The organism is Brevibacterium sp. AGC70, from assembly GCF_057334195.1.
In genome coordinates, this window is record NZ_JBHFIH010000014.1 from 251606 (window position 1) to 267942 (window position 16337).

A 16337-nucleotide genomic window follows, 5' to 3' on the forward strand; every position below is an offset into this window, starting at 1 on the left:
GTGATGATCCCCCCCCCACTGCTTCATTCATTGTGCTGATCCACCGGCTCGGCCCCACTCAGTCGGTCCGAGTGTCGCCCTTCGTCGCGTCACCTTCAGATGACTCGACCGCAGCCTCGTGGACAGCGGCATCGAGCTTTTCCTTCGCCCGCTCAAGAACGGCCGCTGCCTCATCCCCTTCACCATCGGAGGCACTGGTCGGATTCTTGGCACGGACGATGTAGGTCACCACCGTATTGAGAACGGCGACCAGAGGAACAGCGAACAGTGCGCCGACGATGCCGAACAGGAAGCCACCACCGGTCACCGCGAGGATGACTGCCAAGGGATGGACGGACACGGCCTTGCCCATGAGGAAGGGCTGCAGGACCTGGCTCTCGATCTGCTGCACGGCGAGGACTACGCCCAGCATGATCAGGGCACTGACAGGACCGCTTGAGACCAGGGCCACCAACACAGCCACAACGCCCGAGGCGATCGCACCGACAACGGGGACGAACGAGGCCAGGAACACGAGCACCGTCATCGGAATGACCAGGGGGATCCCGAGGAAGGCCGCACCGATGCCGATGCCGATGGCGTCGACACCGGCCACGAGGACCTGGACACGCACATACTGGACGAGGGTGGTCCAGCCACGCTCCGACGCTCCGGTGGCGACTGGCTGAGCCGGCAGCGGCAGCAGACGCATGGCCCAGCGGAAGATCTTCTCTCCGTCATAGAGGAAGAAGAAGGTCGCGAACAGACACACGGCGGCACCCGTGAGGAAGGTGCCGACCGATGACGTCGCCTGCAATGCTCCGCCGAGAAGCTGGGAACTGTTGTTCTGGAAGAAGTTCGTGGCCGCATCGAGTGAATCGTTGATATAACGGGTGACCGTCGACGCGTCCAGACCGAAGGGCCTGCTGGCCAACCAGTCGCTGATGCCGGCGATTCCTGTGATCACCTGATCGACGAGGTCTGGCATACCCGAGTAGATCTGCTGCCCAACGAGGGTGAAGAGTCCCGAGACGACGACGATGAACCCGAGGAAGGCGATGAGAGCGGCGGCGACGCGGGGCAGCCCCTTCTTCACCATCCAGTTGGTGAACGGCGCGAGGAGGGCTGTGAGCAGGAGGGCGATGAGCACGGGCAGAACGACGCTCGAGATCTTCGCCAGCAGCCAGAATGCGACTCCGATGGCAATGAGCACGACAAGCGAACGCCAGGACCACGCGGCAGCGAGCTTGAGACCCGGTGCCACATAGGGGACGGCTTCGGCTTCGATGCGGCTGTGCGCGATCTCCTCAGCGCTGACGTCCTGAACACGCGAAGGCTGCTCGGCAGGTTTGGAACGGCCGTCGCTGCGGCCCTTGCGGAACGCTTCCCAGGCCCCACGGAACCGATTCGGGGATTGCTTCTTCTCATTGTCAGACATAACTCAACAATAGTTGTTGGGAAGCTCGGACAAGTGCAATGATGACGGTTAAAGGAGGGAATTTCGTGGGAAAACGCATGCTGTACACCTTGGCCACCATGACGGGGACCGTTGTAGGTGTCGGCGCGTCGGCCGTTGGTCTCCTCCGCCACCAGGCAGGCGCGCTTCGCAAAGCGTTCGACGACGACGCCCAGCGGGCGTATTCCACCTTCGCCGAGGCGGTCGCTCCCCCACGCAACTACGACGACGAGGATTCCGCCGCGCTGGCGATCATCGGCGACTCATGGCTCTGCGGAATCGATGTCAACGACCCGACGATGGCTCCGCCTAACCTCATCGCCCGGGGGCTTGGCCGCATCCTGGGCACAACCGTGCGCGTCCAATCAACCGCGCGCCCCTCAGCTCTGTCCGAAGACCTGCCGCGGCAAGTCGATGAGATTCTGCGCTCCGCCTGGCTCTCGCGCCAGCTCTCCGACTCCTGGACCGACCAGCGTCGATTCGCGATCATCTCCATCGGTACCGGCGACATCATCCACCCGATTCACGGCACCATCGGCATTCCCGTGCTCAATCAGGCGATCAATCGACTCCAGAGAGAGGGCAGGTATACCGTCTTCGTCTTGGTCTGCCCCAACCTCGGCGGCCTTCCGGGCCTGCGGGACCCACTTAAAACCTCCTTGCGAAGGACCTCCCGGGTGCTCGCCGGCTCGCAGTGGCTGGCGGCCCTGGCTGCCCGCGCCACTCCGCTGCGAGCCACCGGTTCGCTGAGTGGGACCACACGCAGATCACTGCTCAACGAGTCAGGGCGGTTCCCCAGCACTTTGGGCTATGCCCAGTTGTCCTCGACCGTTCTCGCAGCAATCGCCGATCGCATCGAAGCTCCCATCGAGGTCGACCGCAGCCTCGACATCCCGGAGAAGGGCGAGGGCGCACGCAGGCCGGTCCCCGCAGCGCTGGCGGAGACGGAACCTGAGACAGACGCCGATCCTGTCCCCGAAGCTGAGGCAGCCTTGTGATCCCTGTCGTCCTGGCTTCACAGTCCCCTTCCCGCCGAGAGATCCTCACCGCTTCGGGAATCGATCCGATCATCATCGTCTCCAAGGTCGACGAGTCCGCCATAGAGTCACGTTTCGCGGGCTCTGTCGCGGATCTCACCACGGCCCTGTCCGAGGCGAAGGCGCGTGCCGTCATCGACCGTGTGCTCGCCTCCCCTCCCGCGCAGCTGGCCGCAGCGGATACCGCAGTGATCATTGCCGGGGACTCGCTGCTCGAACATGAAGGCGAAGCGATCGGCAAGCCCGGAACAGCCGAACGCACACGTGAGGTGTGGGCGGACATAGCAGGGGCGTGGACCGAGCTTCACTCGGGACACACGCTCGCCGTGCTCAGACGTGCAAACTCGTCGACGGTGAATTTCGAGCTCGTCGACATCCGCTCGAAGCGATCGACGACATCGGTGCTCATCGGCGAGCCCACTCCTGAGGAGCTCGAGGCGTACATCGCGACCGAGGAGCCCTTCCACGTCGCCGGTGCACTGACCATCGACGGGTACGGAGGAGCGTTCGTCCAACGCCTTGCAGGCGACCATCTCACCGTCCTCGGCCTCAGCCTCCCTGTGATCCGTGATCTTGTCCGCGACTCGGGCCTGTTCTGGCCTGATCTGTGGTCACCACGCGAGTAGAATCGCTGAGGGCAGACGGACACGCCCGAAGCCTTTGAAGTTTTCGGCCGAAGTTTTTATCTCTGACCTACAAACACTTGGCGTCGATCTCTAAATTGTTCTGTGATCATACAAAGGAGCGCCATGACCACAGTTCTCCCCGAACAGTCGACTGCACCATTGCACACCCGCGTCCCCACAGCTGCTGTGCGCCGCGTCCTCATCGCCAATCGCGGTGAGATCGCACTGCGCATCATTCGTGCGGCCCACGACCTCGGTGTCAAAGCCATCGCCGTCTACACCCGCGCGGATTCAGACGCAGATTTCGTGCATCTGGCCGACGACGCATGGCTCCTCGACGGAGCCGGTCCCGGGGAGACCTACCTCGACATGGACAAGATCCTCGCCCTGGCCAAACGCTCCGGAGCCGATGCGATCCATCCCGGCTACGGATATCTGGCCGAGAACGCCCTGTTCGCTCAGGCCGTGATCGATGCCGGTCTGACTTGGATCGGTCCTCCCCCGTCGGCGATCGAGCTCCTGGGTGACAAGTCCGGTGCTCGGGAGGTCGCTGAGGCTGTCTCAGCTCCGGTCGCTCCCGGCTCCGACGGAGCCGTCGCAGATCTGACAGAGGCCGCCGAGGTGGCCCACAGGATCGGCTATCCGATCGTCATCAAGGCCGTGCACGGAGGCGGCGGACGCGGATTTCGCGCGTGCGCCGCAGCAGAGGACCTCGAGACTGCCTACACCGCTGCCACCCGTGAAGCGCTAAGCGCCTTCGGACGCGGCGAATGCCTCATTGAGAAGCAGATCGTGCGCCCGCGCCACATCGAGACCCAGTGTCTGGCCGATGCCCACGGCAACGTGCAGGTCCTCTCCACCCGCGATTGCACCCTGCAACGCCGAAATCAGAAGATCGTCGAGGAGGCCCCAGCGCCGTTCCTCACCCCCGATCAGGAGCGACTCGTCACCGAGGCCTCCAGCCGCGTTCTCGCCCATGTCGGCTATGTCGGGGCGGCCACCTGCGAATACCTCCTGGGCACAGACGGCACGATCATCTTCATGGAGGCCAACGCGCGGATCCAGGTCGAGCACACGGTGACAGAAGAGGTCACGGGCGTCGACCTCGTCGCCTGGCAGCTGCGCATCGCCTCGGGAGAACACCTTCCGGAGGCGTTCCCGCAGGTTCGCGGTCACTCGATTCAGTTCCGTATCAATGCCGAGGACCCTACGACGTATTTCCCCGCCACGGGTACGGTGAAGAACTACCGGACTCCGGCCGGGCCGGGCGTACGCCTTGACTCGGGCATCGGCGAAGGCAGCGTCGTCGGCACGGACTTCGATCCGATGCTGGCCAAGCTCATCATCACCGGAGCCGACAGGAACCAGGCTCTGGCGCGAGCTCGACGGGCCTTGGAAGAGTACCGCATCGAGGGCGTATCGACCCTGCTTCCCCTCCATCGCGTACTCCTCGCGGAGAAGGCCTTCGCCCAGGACTTCGACGTCTGGACCAATTGGCTCGAAACTACTTTCGTCAATCCACTTGCCGACCCTCAACCAGGAGATCAGATGAGCACAGCAGCCGATAGTTTCAGTGTTGTGGTCGAAGTCGATGGCCGCCGGATGACCGTCTCGGTACCCAAGGACGTCATCTCCGACCTCGGGCATGTCCCGAGCCCGAGTGTGCCGCGCCGCAAACGCAGCCTCAGCCGCAAGGGCGCTTCGTTGGCCGACGACTCGAACTCGCTCAACGCACCCATGCAGGGCACGATCGTGTCAGTCTCCGTAGCAGCCGGTGACACTGTCGAAGCCGGTGACACCCTGGCCGTGATCGAGGCGATGAAGATGGAGCAGCCGCTCAAGGCCGGTCATTCCGGCACCGTCTCCGAGGTGCTCGTCGATTCCGGTGTCTCGGTGAGGTCAGGCGAACCGATCATCCGATTCGCAGCCTGAAGCAATCTCAGGAGAGCAGATCCCTGATCTGATTCTCAATGTAGTCGGACTCGGCATCATTCCCCGGGCAGTCCAGCGCTTTCCTGAATGCCGCTTCTGCAAGCTCCGGCATCCCCAGCTCACCGAATGTCAGGGCCCGTGCGATGTGGAAGGGGCGATACCCTTCCAACCCTGGTTCCGCGGCCAGGTCCTCGAGCGCGGTGAGCCCGTCCTCGGGGCCCTTCGCCTTTCCCTTGGCCACGGCCCGATTGAGCTCCACGACGGGCCCAGGCTCGAGTCTTGCGAGAAGTCCGTAGAGGACGAGGATCTGCGCCCAGTCGGTTTCCGAATAGGTGGCGGCCTCAGCGTGCAGGGCCGCAATCGCGGCCTGGACTGTGTACGAGCCGGCCTCTGGTTCACTCGCGGCGGTGAGCGCCAGCCCCAGCCCTTCGGCGATGAGCTTCGAATCCCACAGCCTGCGATCCTGCTCGGCCAAGGGCACCGGCGCCCCGGCGGAGTCAGTTCGTGCCGGGGCTCGCGCACCCGTGATCAGCAGCAGCGACAGCAGACCTCTGGCCTCGGTCACCTGCGGCAACGCCGTCACGAGCAGCCGCGCCAATGCTATTGCCTCCCGCTGCAGATCGATTCGGCTGTGGTCGACACCTGTCGTGGGTGTGAACCCCTGGGTGAAGATGAGATAGACAACCCGCAGGACCCCGGGAAGGCGCTCGTGCAGCTGTTCCACAGTGGGTGCGCCGAAAGGAATTCCCGTCGTGGTGATCCGTTTCTTGGCTCTGACGATACGCTGCTGCATGGTCGTCGTATCCACGAGGAAGACTGCCGCAACCTCGGCGGTGCTCAGACCGGCCAGGAAGCGCAGGATGAGGGCGATCTTCTCCCGTTCCTTCAACGTCGGGTGCGAGCAGGTGAAGAACAGGCCAAGTCGCTCATCGGGAATGCTCACCGAGCTCAGCTCTTCGCCGAGGCGGACCGCGTGGTCGACATGATCACCGGTGTCGGCTTCGGATTCGATCCGAAGTCTGGCGAGTCGACGCGCCTTCACCGCATCGGAGCGGATGATGTCGAGTGCCCGATTCTTCGCAGCAGTCATCAGCCATGCCTGCGGATTCTGCGGCACACCACGTTGAGTCCAGGTCTCCAAGGCCCGCACCATGGCCTCTTGGAGGACATCCTCGGCGAGGTCGAGGTCATGGAATTTCGCTGCCAGAGCTGCAAGCAGTCGCCCACGATCCACAACATCGATTGTGTGAAGAATCGCGGCGACTGCCGGCCGCTCGGCCCTGTCTGCAGAGACCATCAGTAATCGGCGAGAGGCCGTATCTCGATGTGGCCAAGAGCCGAACCCGGGCTCTTCTCCGCCCACGCGATCGCCTCGTCGATATTCGCGACCTCGATGATATAGCTTCCGCCGACGAATTCACTGCTTTCTGCGAACGGTCCCGAGGTCACGACGGTTTCAGCGATCGCCCTCCTGACGCGCACACCGGTCTCAGGACCTTCGAGGGCGAATCCTCCGACGACGATGCCCGCCTCGTTGATCTCCTCATCGAAGGCCATGAACTCACTGGGATCGGGTCCCTCGTCCGCACCGCATTCGGCATCGGCAACATTTCCCATGAGCAGAAGTGCGTACTTCATATCTCTCTCCTTACGACAGCTGTGCGCCAGCATCTGCTGAGCACGTCAAGCGAAGGTGCCTGACACCATACTGACGGGTGACTGGTCCCGATATCGACAGTTCGGAGAGAGAAAACTTCTACAGGTGGCGGTGCAGCTGCCGTGATGCCTCTGTCAGGGATCCGCTCACCGACGGATAGACGACGAATGAAGCGGAGAGCTGATCGACTGTCAGGCGATTCTCCACAGCCATGGTGATCGGCAGGATGAGCTCACTGGCACGAGGACCGACGACGACTCCGCCCAGTATCGAGCCAGAGCCTCGGCGGGCGAAGAGCTTGACGAATCCGTCCTTGATGCCAAGCATCTTGGCGCGAGGATTCGTGTCCAGGGGCAACATCACCGTATCGATGTCGGTCGAATTCTCCCGGTAGTCGGATTGGGTGAAGCCGACGGTCGCAATCTCTGGGGCGGTGAACACGTTGGATGCCACGTGGCGAATCTTCAGCGGCTGCACGGCATCGCCTAGCGCATGGAACATCGCAATCCGCCCCTGCATGGCCGCCACTGAGGCCAGGGGTAGCACACCGGTGCAGTCACCTGCTGCGTAAACGCCGGAGCGAGAGGTGCGCGAAACGCCGTCGACCTTGATATGACCGGACTCGGCGACCCTGACCTTCGCGGCGCTCAAGCCAAGGCCTTCGGTGTTCGGGATGGAACCGACGGCCATCAGGCAGTGTGACCCTTCGACACGGCGGCCGTCCGACAGAGTCACCTCGACGCCCTTCTCGGTCCGCTTCACTGAGTCGGCGCGCGACCGAGAGAGGACATTCATGCCCTTATTGCGGAACACGAACTCAAGCACATCGGCAGCATCCTCGTCCTGACCAGGCAGGACCTTCTCACGGGAGGAGACCAGCGTGACCTTCGTTCCCAGCGCACGGTAGGCAGACGCGAATTCCGCACCGGTGACACCTGAGCCGACGACGATGAGGTGTTCGGGGATCTCATCGAGGTCATAGAGCTGTGTCCAGGAGAGGATTCGCTCTCCGTCTGGCTTCGCCGAGTCGAGTTCACGTGGATGAGAGCCCACGGACAGGAGGATCGTCGAAGCCTCGAGCGTGTATTCTGTACCGCCCTCTTCGACGACGTTGACATGATCGCGGTCAGCCAGGGTCGCAGTTCCCTGGATCACCTTGACACCCGCTCGAACCAGGGCTTCGTAGATGTCATTGGCCTGGGCGTCGGCCAGGGACAGGATGCGTTTGTTGACGGCCTTGAGGTCCGCGACGACCGTATCGCCGTCATCGCCCTCGCTGTCGTAGATGCGGATGCCCAAGCTCTCAGAGCGGCCGATCTCTTCCATCATCTCGGCCGTGGCAATGAGTGATTTCGACGGAACGACATCGGTGAGGACAGCGGCCCCACCGCAGCGGTTGCGCTCGACCAGCATCACGTCCGCACCCAATTGGGCGGCAACCAGTGCGGCTTCGTATCCGCCCGGGCCACCACCGATGATGACGACTCGATCTGCAGTGGATTCAAATTCAGTGTTCACAGAGCAATTCTCTCAAATAGCGGACGACAGAGCGAATGGACGCCTCGGTTCTGACCAGGCTCAACTACCAGGGCCTCAAGCACCACTCGAACAGTCTGAGACTCAAGACCTCGCATAGCCCGAGGTGGCTCAGAGTCCGTCGATGACTTCGGCAGTATCTCGGTGCAGTGCTGACAGACGCAGGTATGACTGAGCGTTCTGGCGGACCTTCTCAATGCCGTCGTCCGTCATCTCCCTACGCACCTTGGCCGGGACTCCTGCTACCAGTGACCTGGGTGGAATCTCGGTGCCTTCCAGGACGATCGCGCCTGCGGCGACAAGCGATTCGGAGCCCACATGTGCGTCGTTGAGGACGGTGGCGTGCATGCCGATGAGGACGTCGTCATCGACCACTGCCCCATGGACAAGAGCCTGATGGCCGATGGAGACCCGTGCACCGATGACGACTGGCTTGCCCTCATCTGTGTGCATGACCGTGTTGTCCTGCACATTCGAGTCCTCGCCGATGGTGATCGGGGCGGCTTCAGCTCGGAGCACGCAGCCGTAGAAGACGCTCGCGCCCTTCTTCACCCTCACGTCCCCGACCAGAGTGGCACCGGCTGCGATGAACGCACCGGGATCGACTTGAGGGGTGTGCCCGCCGACAGAGATGATGCGTGCCTGGGAAAGGTTGTCCATTGTCATGAGTCCTCCATTGGTTCACGTTGAGTTCAGATTCTCGTGTTCGACTGAGTCAGCGGTGATTGGAGCCCCCGCCAAGGTGACCAGTCGTTTCATCGCCAGTCTAGCCGTGAACTTCGCACACCTCGGAGGAAGGTCGCATCATGATGTCATCGCGCCTGCCGCTTCGAGAGAGACGCATAGTGGACGAATTTGCGTCGAGGGCCCCATAGCAGGACAATGTACAAAATATTTGTCAGAAATTTCACACTGCATTACCCTTGTGTGCCCAAAACGGTTATGTGAACCTTGGGTAAGAGAGTTGCGCGCCTGGAATTTGGGTGTCGTAAACCGCGTTCACCTAATTCGTCGAAAGGTCACCATGGATTGGCGACATCGTGCAGCATGCCTCAATGAGGATCCGGAACTGTTCTTCCCGATCGGAAACACCGGTCCCGCCCTGCTTCAGATCGAAGAGGCTAAGACTGTATGCCGCCGCTGTGAAGTAGTCGAGACCTGCCTGCAATGGGCTCTGGAATCCGGTCAGGATGCCGGTGTCTGGGGCGGTCTCAGCGAAGATGAGCGTCGTGCGCTCAAACGTCGCGCCGCACGTGCCCGCCGCGCTGGCTGAGTCCTTCAGCAGCTGGAGACAGGCGGTCGCAGATATTCGCCAATTGAGTCCCTTGCTCGGAATACGAGATCTTCGCATTCTGAGCAAGGGACTCAATCGTGTCTGCACCCGACCCACAGCCAGTGCACTCCGCACCGTTAGTGCCGAATCACCCCTTTGCCAAGGGGTGATTCGTTGGTCGCAGGGTGTTTTGTTGTTAAGCCGCTGATTTCGGCCGAGTCCTGCCGGTTTCAGTCGTAGGAATCGGGGCGCAGGGGCACATCGAGAATCGCCACGGTCCCGCCGCCCTCGCGTTCCTGCCATTGGATCGAACCCGCCAGGTCGGCAGAGACCAGGGTCTTCACGATCTGTGTGCCCAGCCCGTTGCCGGGACTGTGGTCCTCCCCCAGTCCCACACCGTCGTCGGCGATCGTGACATGCAGGTGATCGCCCTCACGTTCCGGAGTCACCCACACATGTCCGGTGAGTGTCTCGCCCGGAGCGAGGTTCTCCTGCTCAGCGACCGGGAACCCGTGCTCGATCGCATTGGTGATGAGCTCAGTGATCGCCAGGGCCAATGAGGTGGCGTCCGCTGAAGAGATGGTGCCGAAGCTGCCGCAGCGCTTGAGGCTGATCTGGACCAATGGACTCGTCAGCTCGGGAGTCAGGCGCAGCCCCTTGTCGACGACCTCGTCGAAGTCCACCTCCGATTCGACTCCCTGGCTGAGCACGTCATGGACGACGGCGATGATCGAGACTCGGCGCATCGCCTCCGTCAGAGCACCCTTCGCCTCGGGGCTGTCGATCCGACGAGTCTGCAGACGCAGCAGTGCCGAAACGGTCTGCAGGTTGTTCTTGACCCGATGGTGCATCTCTTTGATCATCGCATCGCGTGAGAGCAGTTCTCGCTTGCGTCGTCTGATCTCCGAGACATCCCGAGCCAGGACGATCGCGCCGGTGCGAGTGCCGGCATCGGTCAGTGGGATCGCCCGCAGCGACACACTCGTCCGACCGACCTCGAGCTCGGTCCGCCAGGGGGCGCGACCCGTGAGCACGAGCGGAAGCGTCTCATCGACCTGACGCAGCTCTGTGCTCAGACTCGAGACCACCTCAGCGAGGTAGTCCCCTTCGATCTCACCGCGGTGGCCCAAGCGGTGCATGAGTGAGACCGCATTCGGGGAGGCGTATTGGACGTGGGAGTCACGATCGAGGATGAAGATGCCGTCTCCGACGCGTGGTTCGCCGTGTCGTGCACCGCTGGGAGCGTCACGGTCGGGAAAAGCACCCTGCGCGATCATGGTCAGCAACGACATCGCGGACTGTGTGTAGAACTTCTCCAGACGTGACGAACCGCGACGACGGATCTCCTCGGAGTACCGGACCATGATGGCGATCGTCGCTCCGTCGCGGACGAGGGGCACCGCCTCGGCGGATACTTCCGTGTCATCGGTGCCGGCGTTGACGCCCAGCGATTTTGCCTGCGCCACCTTCGTCACGAGCTCATGTGAGCTCGCTGCCGTGTCCAGGAGCTCCCGTTCGAGTCCGGTGGCTCGGGCTCCGATGAGGTCGCGATTGAACAGGGTCGCACCGGTGGTCGGACGCGAATGCGCTACCACTGTATGGGCACCACTGGCCGAGGGCACCCACAGGACGAGGTCGGCAAAGGACAGGTCGGAGATGAGCTGCCAGTCCCCTACCAACAGGTGGATGTATTCGACATCAGTTTCGTCGGTGATGCCTTCGGCGGCCAGGAGTTCGTTGAGCACTGTGTTCTTCTTCCGGGTGGGCAACGGCACAGGCCGATGATGGCGGCACAGACGCCGACAGACCCGCAGGCTCCAAGCCCGCAAAGTCTGTCGACGTCAGCAATGATCTGACGCTATCACTGATCTGTTGGGGTCACTGCTCAGACGGCCTGCTCCGATTCCCATGCCGAGGAGCGGACAACACCGCGCATCATGCGCAGCAGCACCGACAGCGGGGCTTGGGTAACGGTCTCGAGTCCGAGGATCGTCTCGGTCGTATCCAGCACCCGTGCGGCCACGGTCTCATTGCGTTCGAGCCACTCGGTCAGACGCTGACCGGCTCGCTCGTCTGGAGTCCCGGAGATCGGCGAGTCCGTCGCGACGAGGACCGTGCCGGCCACCGACAGGATCGATGAGTAGAAGTCATCGCGCAGCGAGCCCCGTGCCAGGGCCGACCACCGGTCGCTGCGGTCGAGATCGCCGATGAGAGTGAGTACCTGCGAACCGGAGAACTTGTCGTTGACGGCATAGTAGAGTTCAGCGACGTCCTCTGCGGATTCACCCGCACGGGCAGACAGCTGGGCAATGTCGAGAAGCACGAACTCGTCGAGCAGGGCTGCTGCGCGCCATGCGAGTTCGCTCGGCACACCTTCATCGATGTAGCCCTGTGCCGTTGCCCTCATGCTCTCGGCGTCGAAGCCGTCGACGAGATCGGGCACGCGGGCCCGCAGAGCTGCGACGACATTGCCGTAGCGCTCGATGCCGGAATCGACGTCGAGGGTGTCCGGTGCCTGCTGCACCAACCAGCGCGAAGACCGATCGAGCAGACGCACATAGGCGTGCTGCAGTTGGACCTGGACCTCGGTCGGTACCTTGTTGTCGAGTGCGCATACCGCTTCGAAGAAGTCATCGAGTCCGAAGATCTCGGAGACGACGACGAAGACACGGGCGATCTGCGGCACCGAGGCGGGGGTCTCTTCCAGCATCCGGTAGACGTAGGTGAGTCCGCCGCGGTCGATCATCCGGTTGACGAGCTTGGCTGTCGCGATCTCTCGGTGCAGGGGGTGTTCCGGGATGAGCTCTCCGTATTTCTCGACAAGGGAGTCGGGGAAGTAGGAGGTCAGTTCCCGCTTCATCCACTCCTCATCGGGAACCACGCTGTCCAAAATCTCATCGGCGGCATGCATCTTGGCGTAGGCGAGGAGAACCGCCAGTTCCGGGGAGACATAGGCGCTGAACTCACGCTTGGTCAGTTCCTGCGCATCGGGCAGGAACTCGACCTGACGATCGAGGTCGGCGTTCTTCTCCAGGTAGCTCAGCATCCGACCATAGGTGCCCGACATGGACTCCGTCTGAGCTCGAGCCTCACCGAGGACGACGTTCTGTGCGTAGTTGTTGGCCAGCACCCGGTCGGCGACGTCGTCGGTGAAGGACAGCAGCACATGTTCGCGATCCTCTGCTGCGAAGGCGTCCTTGTGGAGCAGGGTGCGCAGGAGCAGCTTGATGTTGACCTCATGGTCGGAGCTGTCCACGCCTGCCGAGTTGTCGACGGCATCGGTGTTGATCGCCACGCCGTTCAGTGCCGCTTCGACACGGCCCAGCTGGGTCACACCGAGGTTGCCGCCTTCTCCGACGACCTGGCTGCGCACGTCACGGCCATCGATGCGGATGGAGTCGTTGGCCTTGTCCCCGACATCCGCATGACTCTCGTCCGAGGACTTGATGTAGGTGCCGATGCCGCCGTTGTAGACGAGATCGACGGGGGCTTTGAGGATCTGTGACATCAGCTCGGCGGGGCTGCGCTTACCGGGCTCGAGCCCCAGTACGGCCGCAGCTTCGCGGCTGAGGTCGATGGACTTCGCCGATCGGGGGAAGACTCCGCCTCCGGTGGAGATGAGCTCCCGGTCGTAGTCCTGCCAGCTTGAGCGCGGCAGGTCGAAGAGACGCTTGCGTTCCACGAAGCTGCGTGCTGCGTCCGGATTCGGGTCGAGGAAGATGTCCCGGTGGTCGAAGGCCGCGACGAGGCGGATGTGTTCGCTGCGGAGCATGCCGTTGCCGAAGACGTCACCGCTCATATCTCCGATGCCCACGACTGTGAAGTCATCGGCGGCGGTGTTGACCCCGAGTTCACGGAAGTGTCGTTCCACGGACTTCCAGGCACCGCGAGAGGTGATGGCCATCTTCTTGTGGTCGTAGCCGACGGATCCGCCGGAGGCGAAGGCGTCGCCGAGCCAGAAGTCGCGGCGTTCGGCGATCGCGTTGGCCACATCCGAGAAGCGAGCGGTGCCCTTATCGGCAGCGACGACCAGATAGTAGTCATCTCCATCGTGTCGGACGACGCGCTCCGGATGGACGACCTCCTGGGCGCCGTTCGCGCCGTAGACCAGGTTGTCAGCGACTTCGAGGAGGCTTTCGATGAAGACCTCGTAGGCGGCTTGGCCGGCGGCCATCCACGCGTCCCGGTCACTCATCGGAGGAAGCTGCTTGGGGAAGAATCCTCCCTTGGCACCGGTCGGCACGATGAGTGCGTTCTTGACCATCTGTGCCTTGACCAGACCGAGGACCTCTGTGCGGAAGTCGTCACGACGATCAGACCACCGCAGGCCGCCACGGGCCACTGTGCCGAAGCGCAGGTGCACGCCTTCGACCTGAGGCGAGTAGACCCACATCTCGAGTGCTGGTTTGGGCTTGGGCACGAAGCTGAGTTCGTTGGCGCGGATCTTGAGCACGAGCGCCGTCGGCAGCTCACCGGTCTCGTCGAGGAAGTAGTTCGTCCTCACTGTGGCGCGCAGCAGTTCGAGAGAAGACCGCAGGACACGGTCCGCGTCGAGACTGGCGACATCGCTGAGTGCCGATTCGACCGACTCGTTGAGTTCGGCCATCCTGTCTTCGCGTCCGGCTCCGTCAGCGGAGGGATCGAACTTCGCGAAGAAGTAGTCGACCAGGAGTCGTGAGATCTCCGGGTTGTCACTGTAGACCTCGCCGACGTAGGCGTCGGAATAGGTGAAGCCGGCTTGGCGCAGGTATTTGCCCAGTGCGCGGATGATCGTCACGTGTTTCCAGTGCATTCCGCAGACGACGAGGCGATCGAAGACTCCGGCTTCCTTCTTGCCCTCCCAACCGGCGATGAACGCATCGGAGATCCGTTCGCAGTCACCGTCATCAAGTGTTTTGGGGAAGGTGAGTCCGAAGTCATAGATGTAGCGGTGTGACCCGTCGACGAGGTCCAACTCATGTGGGCGTTCGTCGAGTACGGTCGCTCCGAAGGCGGTGAGGAACGGCAGCACTTCCGACAACCCCACGCGTTCGTTGCGGTAGAGGGCCAGGCGCACTGTGGCGTCGCCGGATTCCTCGGGACTGTAGAGGCGCACAGCGGGACCGTCACCGGCCTCCAGCGCTTCGAACCGGGTGACGTCGGCGATGGCGTCGGTCGGAGAGTGGTGTTCTTCGTAGCTGGGTGGGAAGGCCTTCGACCACCGGTTTGCGCGTGCAACGGAGCTGTCGCTGTCACCTCGCTCTGTGGGGGCGAGGAAAGCGTGGACGTCTTCGGACCAGGAGCGCACGGCGCCGACGATCCGCTTCTCCACGGTCTCTGGTTCGATCTGCGGCAGTTCCACGTCACGGGCGACACGGGCCACGAAGTGAATGCGGGCCAGTGCGGATTCGGTCAGCAGCACATCGAAGTCAACGCTCTCAGCGCGGTAGAACTTCCGCAGCACCTCCTGGACTCGCATGCGCGCCGCCGTGTCGTAGAGGTCGCGGGGCAGGTAGAGGATGACGGAGACGAACCGCTGGTAGGGGTCACGGCGGACGAAGACCCGTGATTGGCGACGTTCCTGCATGTCGACGATCTGCATGACGACATCGAAGATCGTCGTAGTCTCGTCGTGCAGGAGGTCATCGCGCGGGTAGGTCTCGAGGACGCCCAGGAGTTCGTTCGCCGAATGCGATCCTGCGGGGAATCCGCTGGCGGAGAGGATCTTGCGCACCTTGCGGTTGATGACCGGGATGTTGAGAACGCTGTCGTTGTAGAACTCGGGCTTGAAGACGCCGACGAAGCGGCGCTCACCGACGATCTCACCGGCCGAGTCGAAGGTTTTGACCCCGATGTAGTCCATAAATGACGCACGGATCACGCGTGAACGTGAGTTAGCCTTCGTCAGCACCAGCACATGCGGTTCATTGGCCTTATCGGCCACTGCCCGACTCAGCGGCGACTTCACCAGCGGCCGCAGAGTGGAGATGCCTAAGGACGTGTGCTCAATCGGTTCGAGACTGCTCTGGCTCTCATCATGAGAGTAGTCGTATTCGCGGTATCCGAGGAAGGTGAAGTGGCCGTCAAGCCAGTTGAGCAGCTCGGCGGCTGCCTCGGCTTCGGAGGCGAGCTCTGAACGTGGCGGCTGCGCCTGCAGTTCTTTCGCAATGTCCTTGGCCCGGATCGCCATGGCGCTGGCGTCGGTGGCCGCGGCTGAAACGTAGTCGAGGACGTTGCGCAGCTGGTCTTCGAGCCCTGCGAGATCCTCTTCGGGAAGTCGATCGATCTCGAGGCGGATCCAGGACTGCTGCTGCGGGAGGAGGGATCCGCTCGCCTCGGCGGGTTCGGATACGAGAGGGATGCCAGCGGTATCGGCAGAGACCGCTGGGGCTTCGGCCCGAGACAGCACGGACAGGTCCGAGCCCTGTCCCTCGACGGCGATGATGGGGTGGTGGACCTGTCGGATGGCACGACCGCTGGTGGCCAGATCGCTGACGATCGAGGACACGAGGTGGGGCATGTCGGTCAGGACCATGGCGATGACAGTGTGGTTATCGCGGAATTCGGGAGAGTCGACGTCCGGGTTGTAGATGGAGATCACCGGTGATCTGCCGTCGTATTCAAGTCCTAGAGCGTAGTGTGAGGCGGCCGCTGCGGCCAGCGCCTCTGTTCCCGCTTCGGAAGTGCCAGGTTCGAAACGCGGATAATACGCTTCGATGAAGTTCTCCGGGGCACCTTGTCCCCTCTGCTTCCTCCACTCTTCTGCAATGTCCGAATATGAGACCTGAGACACCATGTCACCTCTATGATCAGCGCGCAAAATTTACAGCGGTTCGACGTCGAACCGCCACCACCCACACTA

At 62.6% G+C, this 16337-nt stretch carries 11 protein-coding genes; 4 read left to right on the top strand and 7 right to left on the bottom strand.

Annotated elements, in window-relative coordinates; all coding sequences use genetic code 11:
- Nucleotides 1–58 precede the first annotated feature (58 nt).
- Nucleotides 59–1417: an AI-2E family transporter gene (locus ACE03M_RS11400; RefSeq protein ID WP_485934025.1), complete on the bottom strand. Its 1359-nt coding sequence runs from the start codon at nt 1415–1417 to the stop codon at nt 59–61.
- Between the two features lie 65 nt (nt 1418–1482).
- On the opposite strand from ACE03M_RS11400, the gene ACE03M_RS11405 reads away from it, so the two are divergent.
- The 3 genes from ACE03M_RS11405 (at nt 1483) to ACE03M_RS11415 (ending at nt 5030) form a co-directional block, all read left to right on the top strand.
- Nucleotides 1483–2433, top strand: a complete 951-nt coding sequence (locus ACE03M_RS11405; RefSeq protein WP_485934026.1) for an SGNH/GDSL hydrolase family protein — start codon at nt 1483–1485, stop codon at nt 2431–2433.
- On the top strand, nt 2430–3098 hold the full coding sequence (locus ACE03M_RS11410) for a Maf family protein (protein WP_485934027.1): 669 nt from the start codon (nt 2430–2432) through the stop codon (nt 3096–3098). Before ACE03M_RS11405 ends, ACE03M_RS11410 begins: the two co-directional genes overlap by 4 nt.
- Nucleotides 3099–3221: 123 nt before the next feature.
- The gene (locus tag ACE03M_RS11415) at nt 3222–5030 is read left to right on the top strand and encodes an acetyl/propionyl/methylcrotonyl-CoA carboxylase subunit alpha (RefSeq protein WP_485934028.1); all 1809 of its coding nucleotides are present in this window, start codon (nt 3222–3224) and stop codon (nt 5028–5030) included.
- Nucleotides 5031–5037: 7 nt separating this feature from the next.
- Here the strand turns inward: ACE03M_RS11415 and ACE03M_RS11420 are convergent, their stop codons facing one another.
- The 4 genes from ACE03M_RS11420 to ACE03M_RS11435 form a co-directional block, all read right to left on the bottom strand.
- Nucleotides 5038–6264 carry an RNA polymerase sigma factor gene (locus ACE03M_RS11420; RefSeq protein ID WP_485934029.1) on the bottom strand — a complete coding sequence of 409 codons (1227 nt, stop codon included), beginning with the start codon at nt 6262–6264 and terminating at the stop codon, nt 5038–5040.
- Between the two features lie 62 nt (nt 6265–6326).
- Nucleotides 6327–6668: a YciI family protein gene (locus ACE03M_RS11425; protein ID WP_485934030.1), complete on the bottom strand. Its 342-nt coding sequence runs from the start codon at nt 6666–6668 to the stop codon at nt 6327–6329.
- Nucleotides 6669–6786: 118 nt separating this feature from the next.
- Complete coding sequence (locus ACE03M_RS11430) at nt 6787–8205, bottom strand: NAD(P)H-quinone dehydrogenase (protein WP_485934031.1); 1419 nt, start codon at nt 8203–8205, stop codon at nt 6787–6789.
- A gap of 129 nt (nt 8206–8334) precedes the next feature.
- The gene (locus tag ACE03M_RS11435) at nt 8335–8889 is read right to left on the bottom strand and encodes a gamma carbonic anhydrase family protein (protein WP_143921256.1); all 555 of its coding nucleotides are present in this window, start codon (nt 8887–8889) and stop codon (nt 8335–8337) included.
- Between the two features lie 358 nt (nt 8890–9247).
- On the opposite strand from ACE03M_RS11435, the gene ACE03M_RS11440 reads away from it, so the two are divergent.
- On the top strand, nt 9248–9496 hold the full coding sequence (locus tag ACE03M_RS11440; RefSeq protein WP_009884680.1) for a WhiB family transcriptional regulator: 249 nt from the start codon (nt 9248–9250) through the stop codon (nt 9494–9496).
- A gap of 230 nt (nt 9497–9726) precedes the next feature.
- Here the strand turns inward: ACE03M_RS11440 and ACE03M_RS11445 are convergent, their stop codons facing one another.
- Together ACE03M_RS11445 and ACE03M_RS11450 are read right to left on the bottom strand one after the other, a co-directional pair.
- Nucleotides 9727–11241 carry a sensor histidine kinase gene (locus ACE03M_RS11445; protein ID WP_143921461.1) on the bottom strand — a complete coding sequence of 505 codons (1515 nt, stop codon included), beginning with the start codon at nt 11239–11241 and terminating at the stop codon, nt 9727–9729.
- A 140-nt stretch (nt 11242–11381) separates the two neighbouring features.
- The gene (locus ACE03M_RS11450; RefSeq protein ID WP_485934032.1) at nt 11382–16271 is read right to left on the bottom strand and encodes an NAD-glutamate dehydrogenase; all 4890 of its coding nucleotides are present in this window, start codon (nt 16269–16271) and stop codon (nt 11382–11384) included.
- Between the last annotated feature and the right edge of the window lie 66 nt (nt 16272–16337).

Coding starts and splice junctions, on each gene's coding strand:
- ACE03M_RS11400 (WP_485934025.1), bottom strand. CDS start 1,417: ATGTCTGACAATGAGAAGAAGCAATCCCCGAATCGGTTCCGTGGGGCC.
- ACE03M_RS11415 (WP_485934028.1), top strand. CDS start 3,222: ATGACCACAGTTCTCCCCGAACAGTCGACTGCACCATTGCACACCCGC.
- ACE03M_RS11425 (WP_485934030.1), bottom strand. CDS start 6,668: ATGAAGTACGCACTTCTGCTCATGGGAAATGTTGCCGATGCCGAATGC.
- ACE03M_RS11435 (WP_143921256.1), bottom strand. CDS start 8,889: ATGACAATGGACAACCTTTCCCAGGCACGCATCATCTCTGTCGGCGGG.
- ACE03M_RS11440 (WP_009884680.1), top strand. CDS start 9,248: ATGGATTGGCGACATCGTGCAGCATGCCTCAATGAGGATCCGGAACTG.
- ACE03M_RS11450 (WP_485934032.1), bottom strand. CDS start 16,271: ATGGTGTCTCAGGTCTCATATTCGGACATTGCAGAAGAGTGGAGGAAG.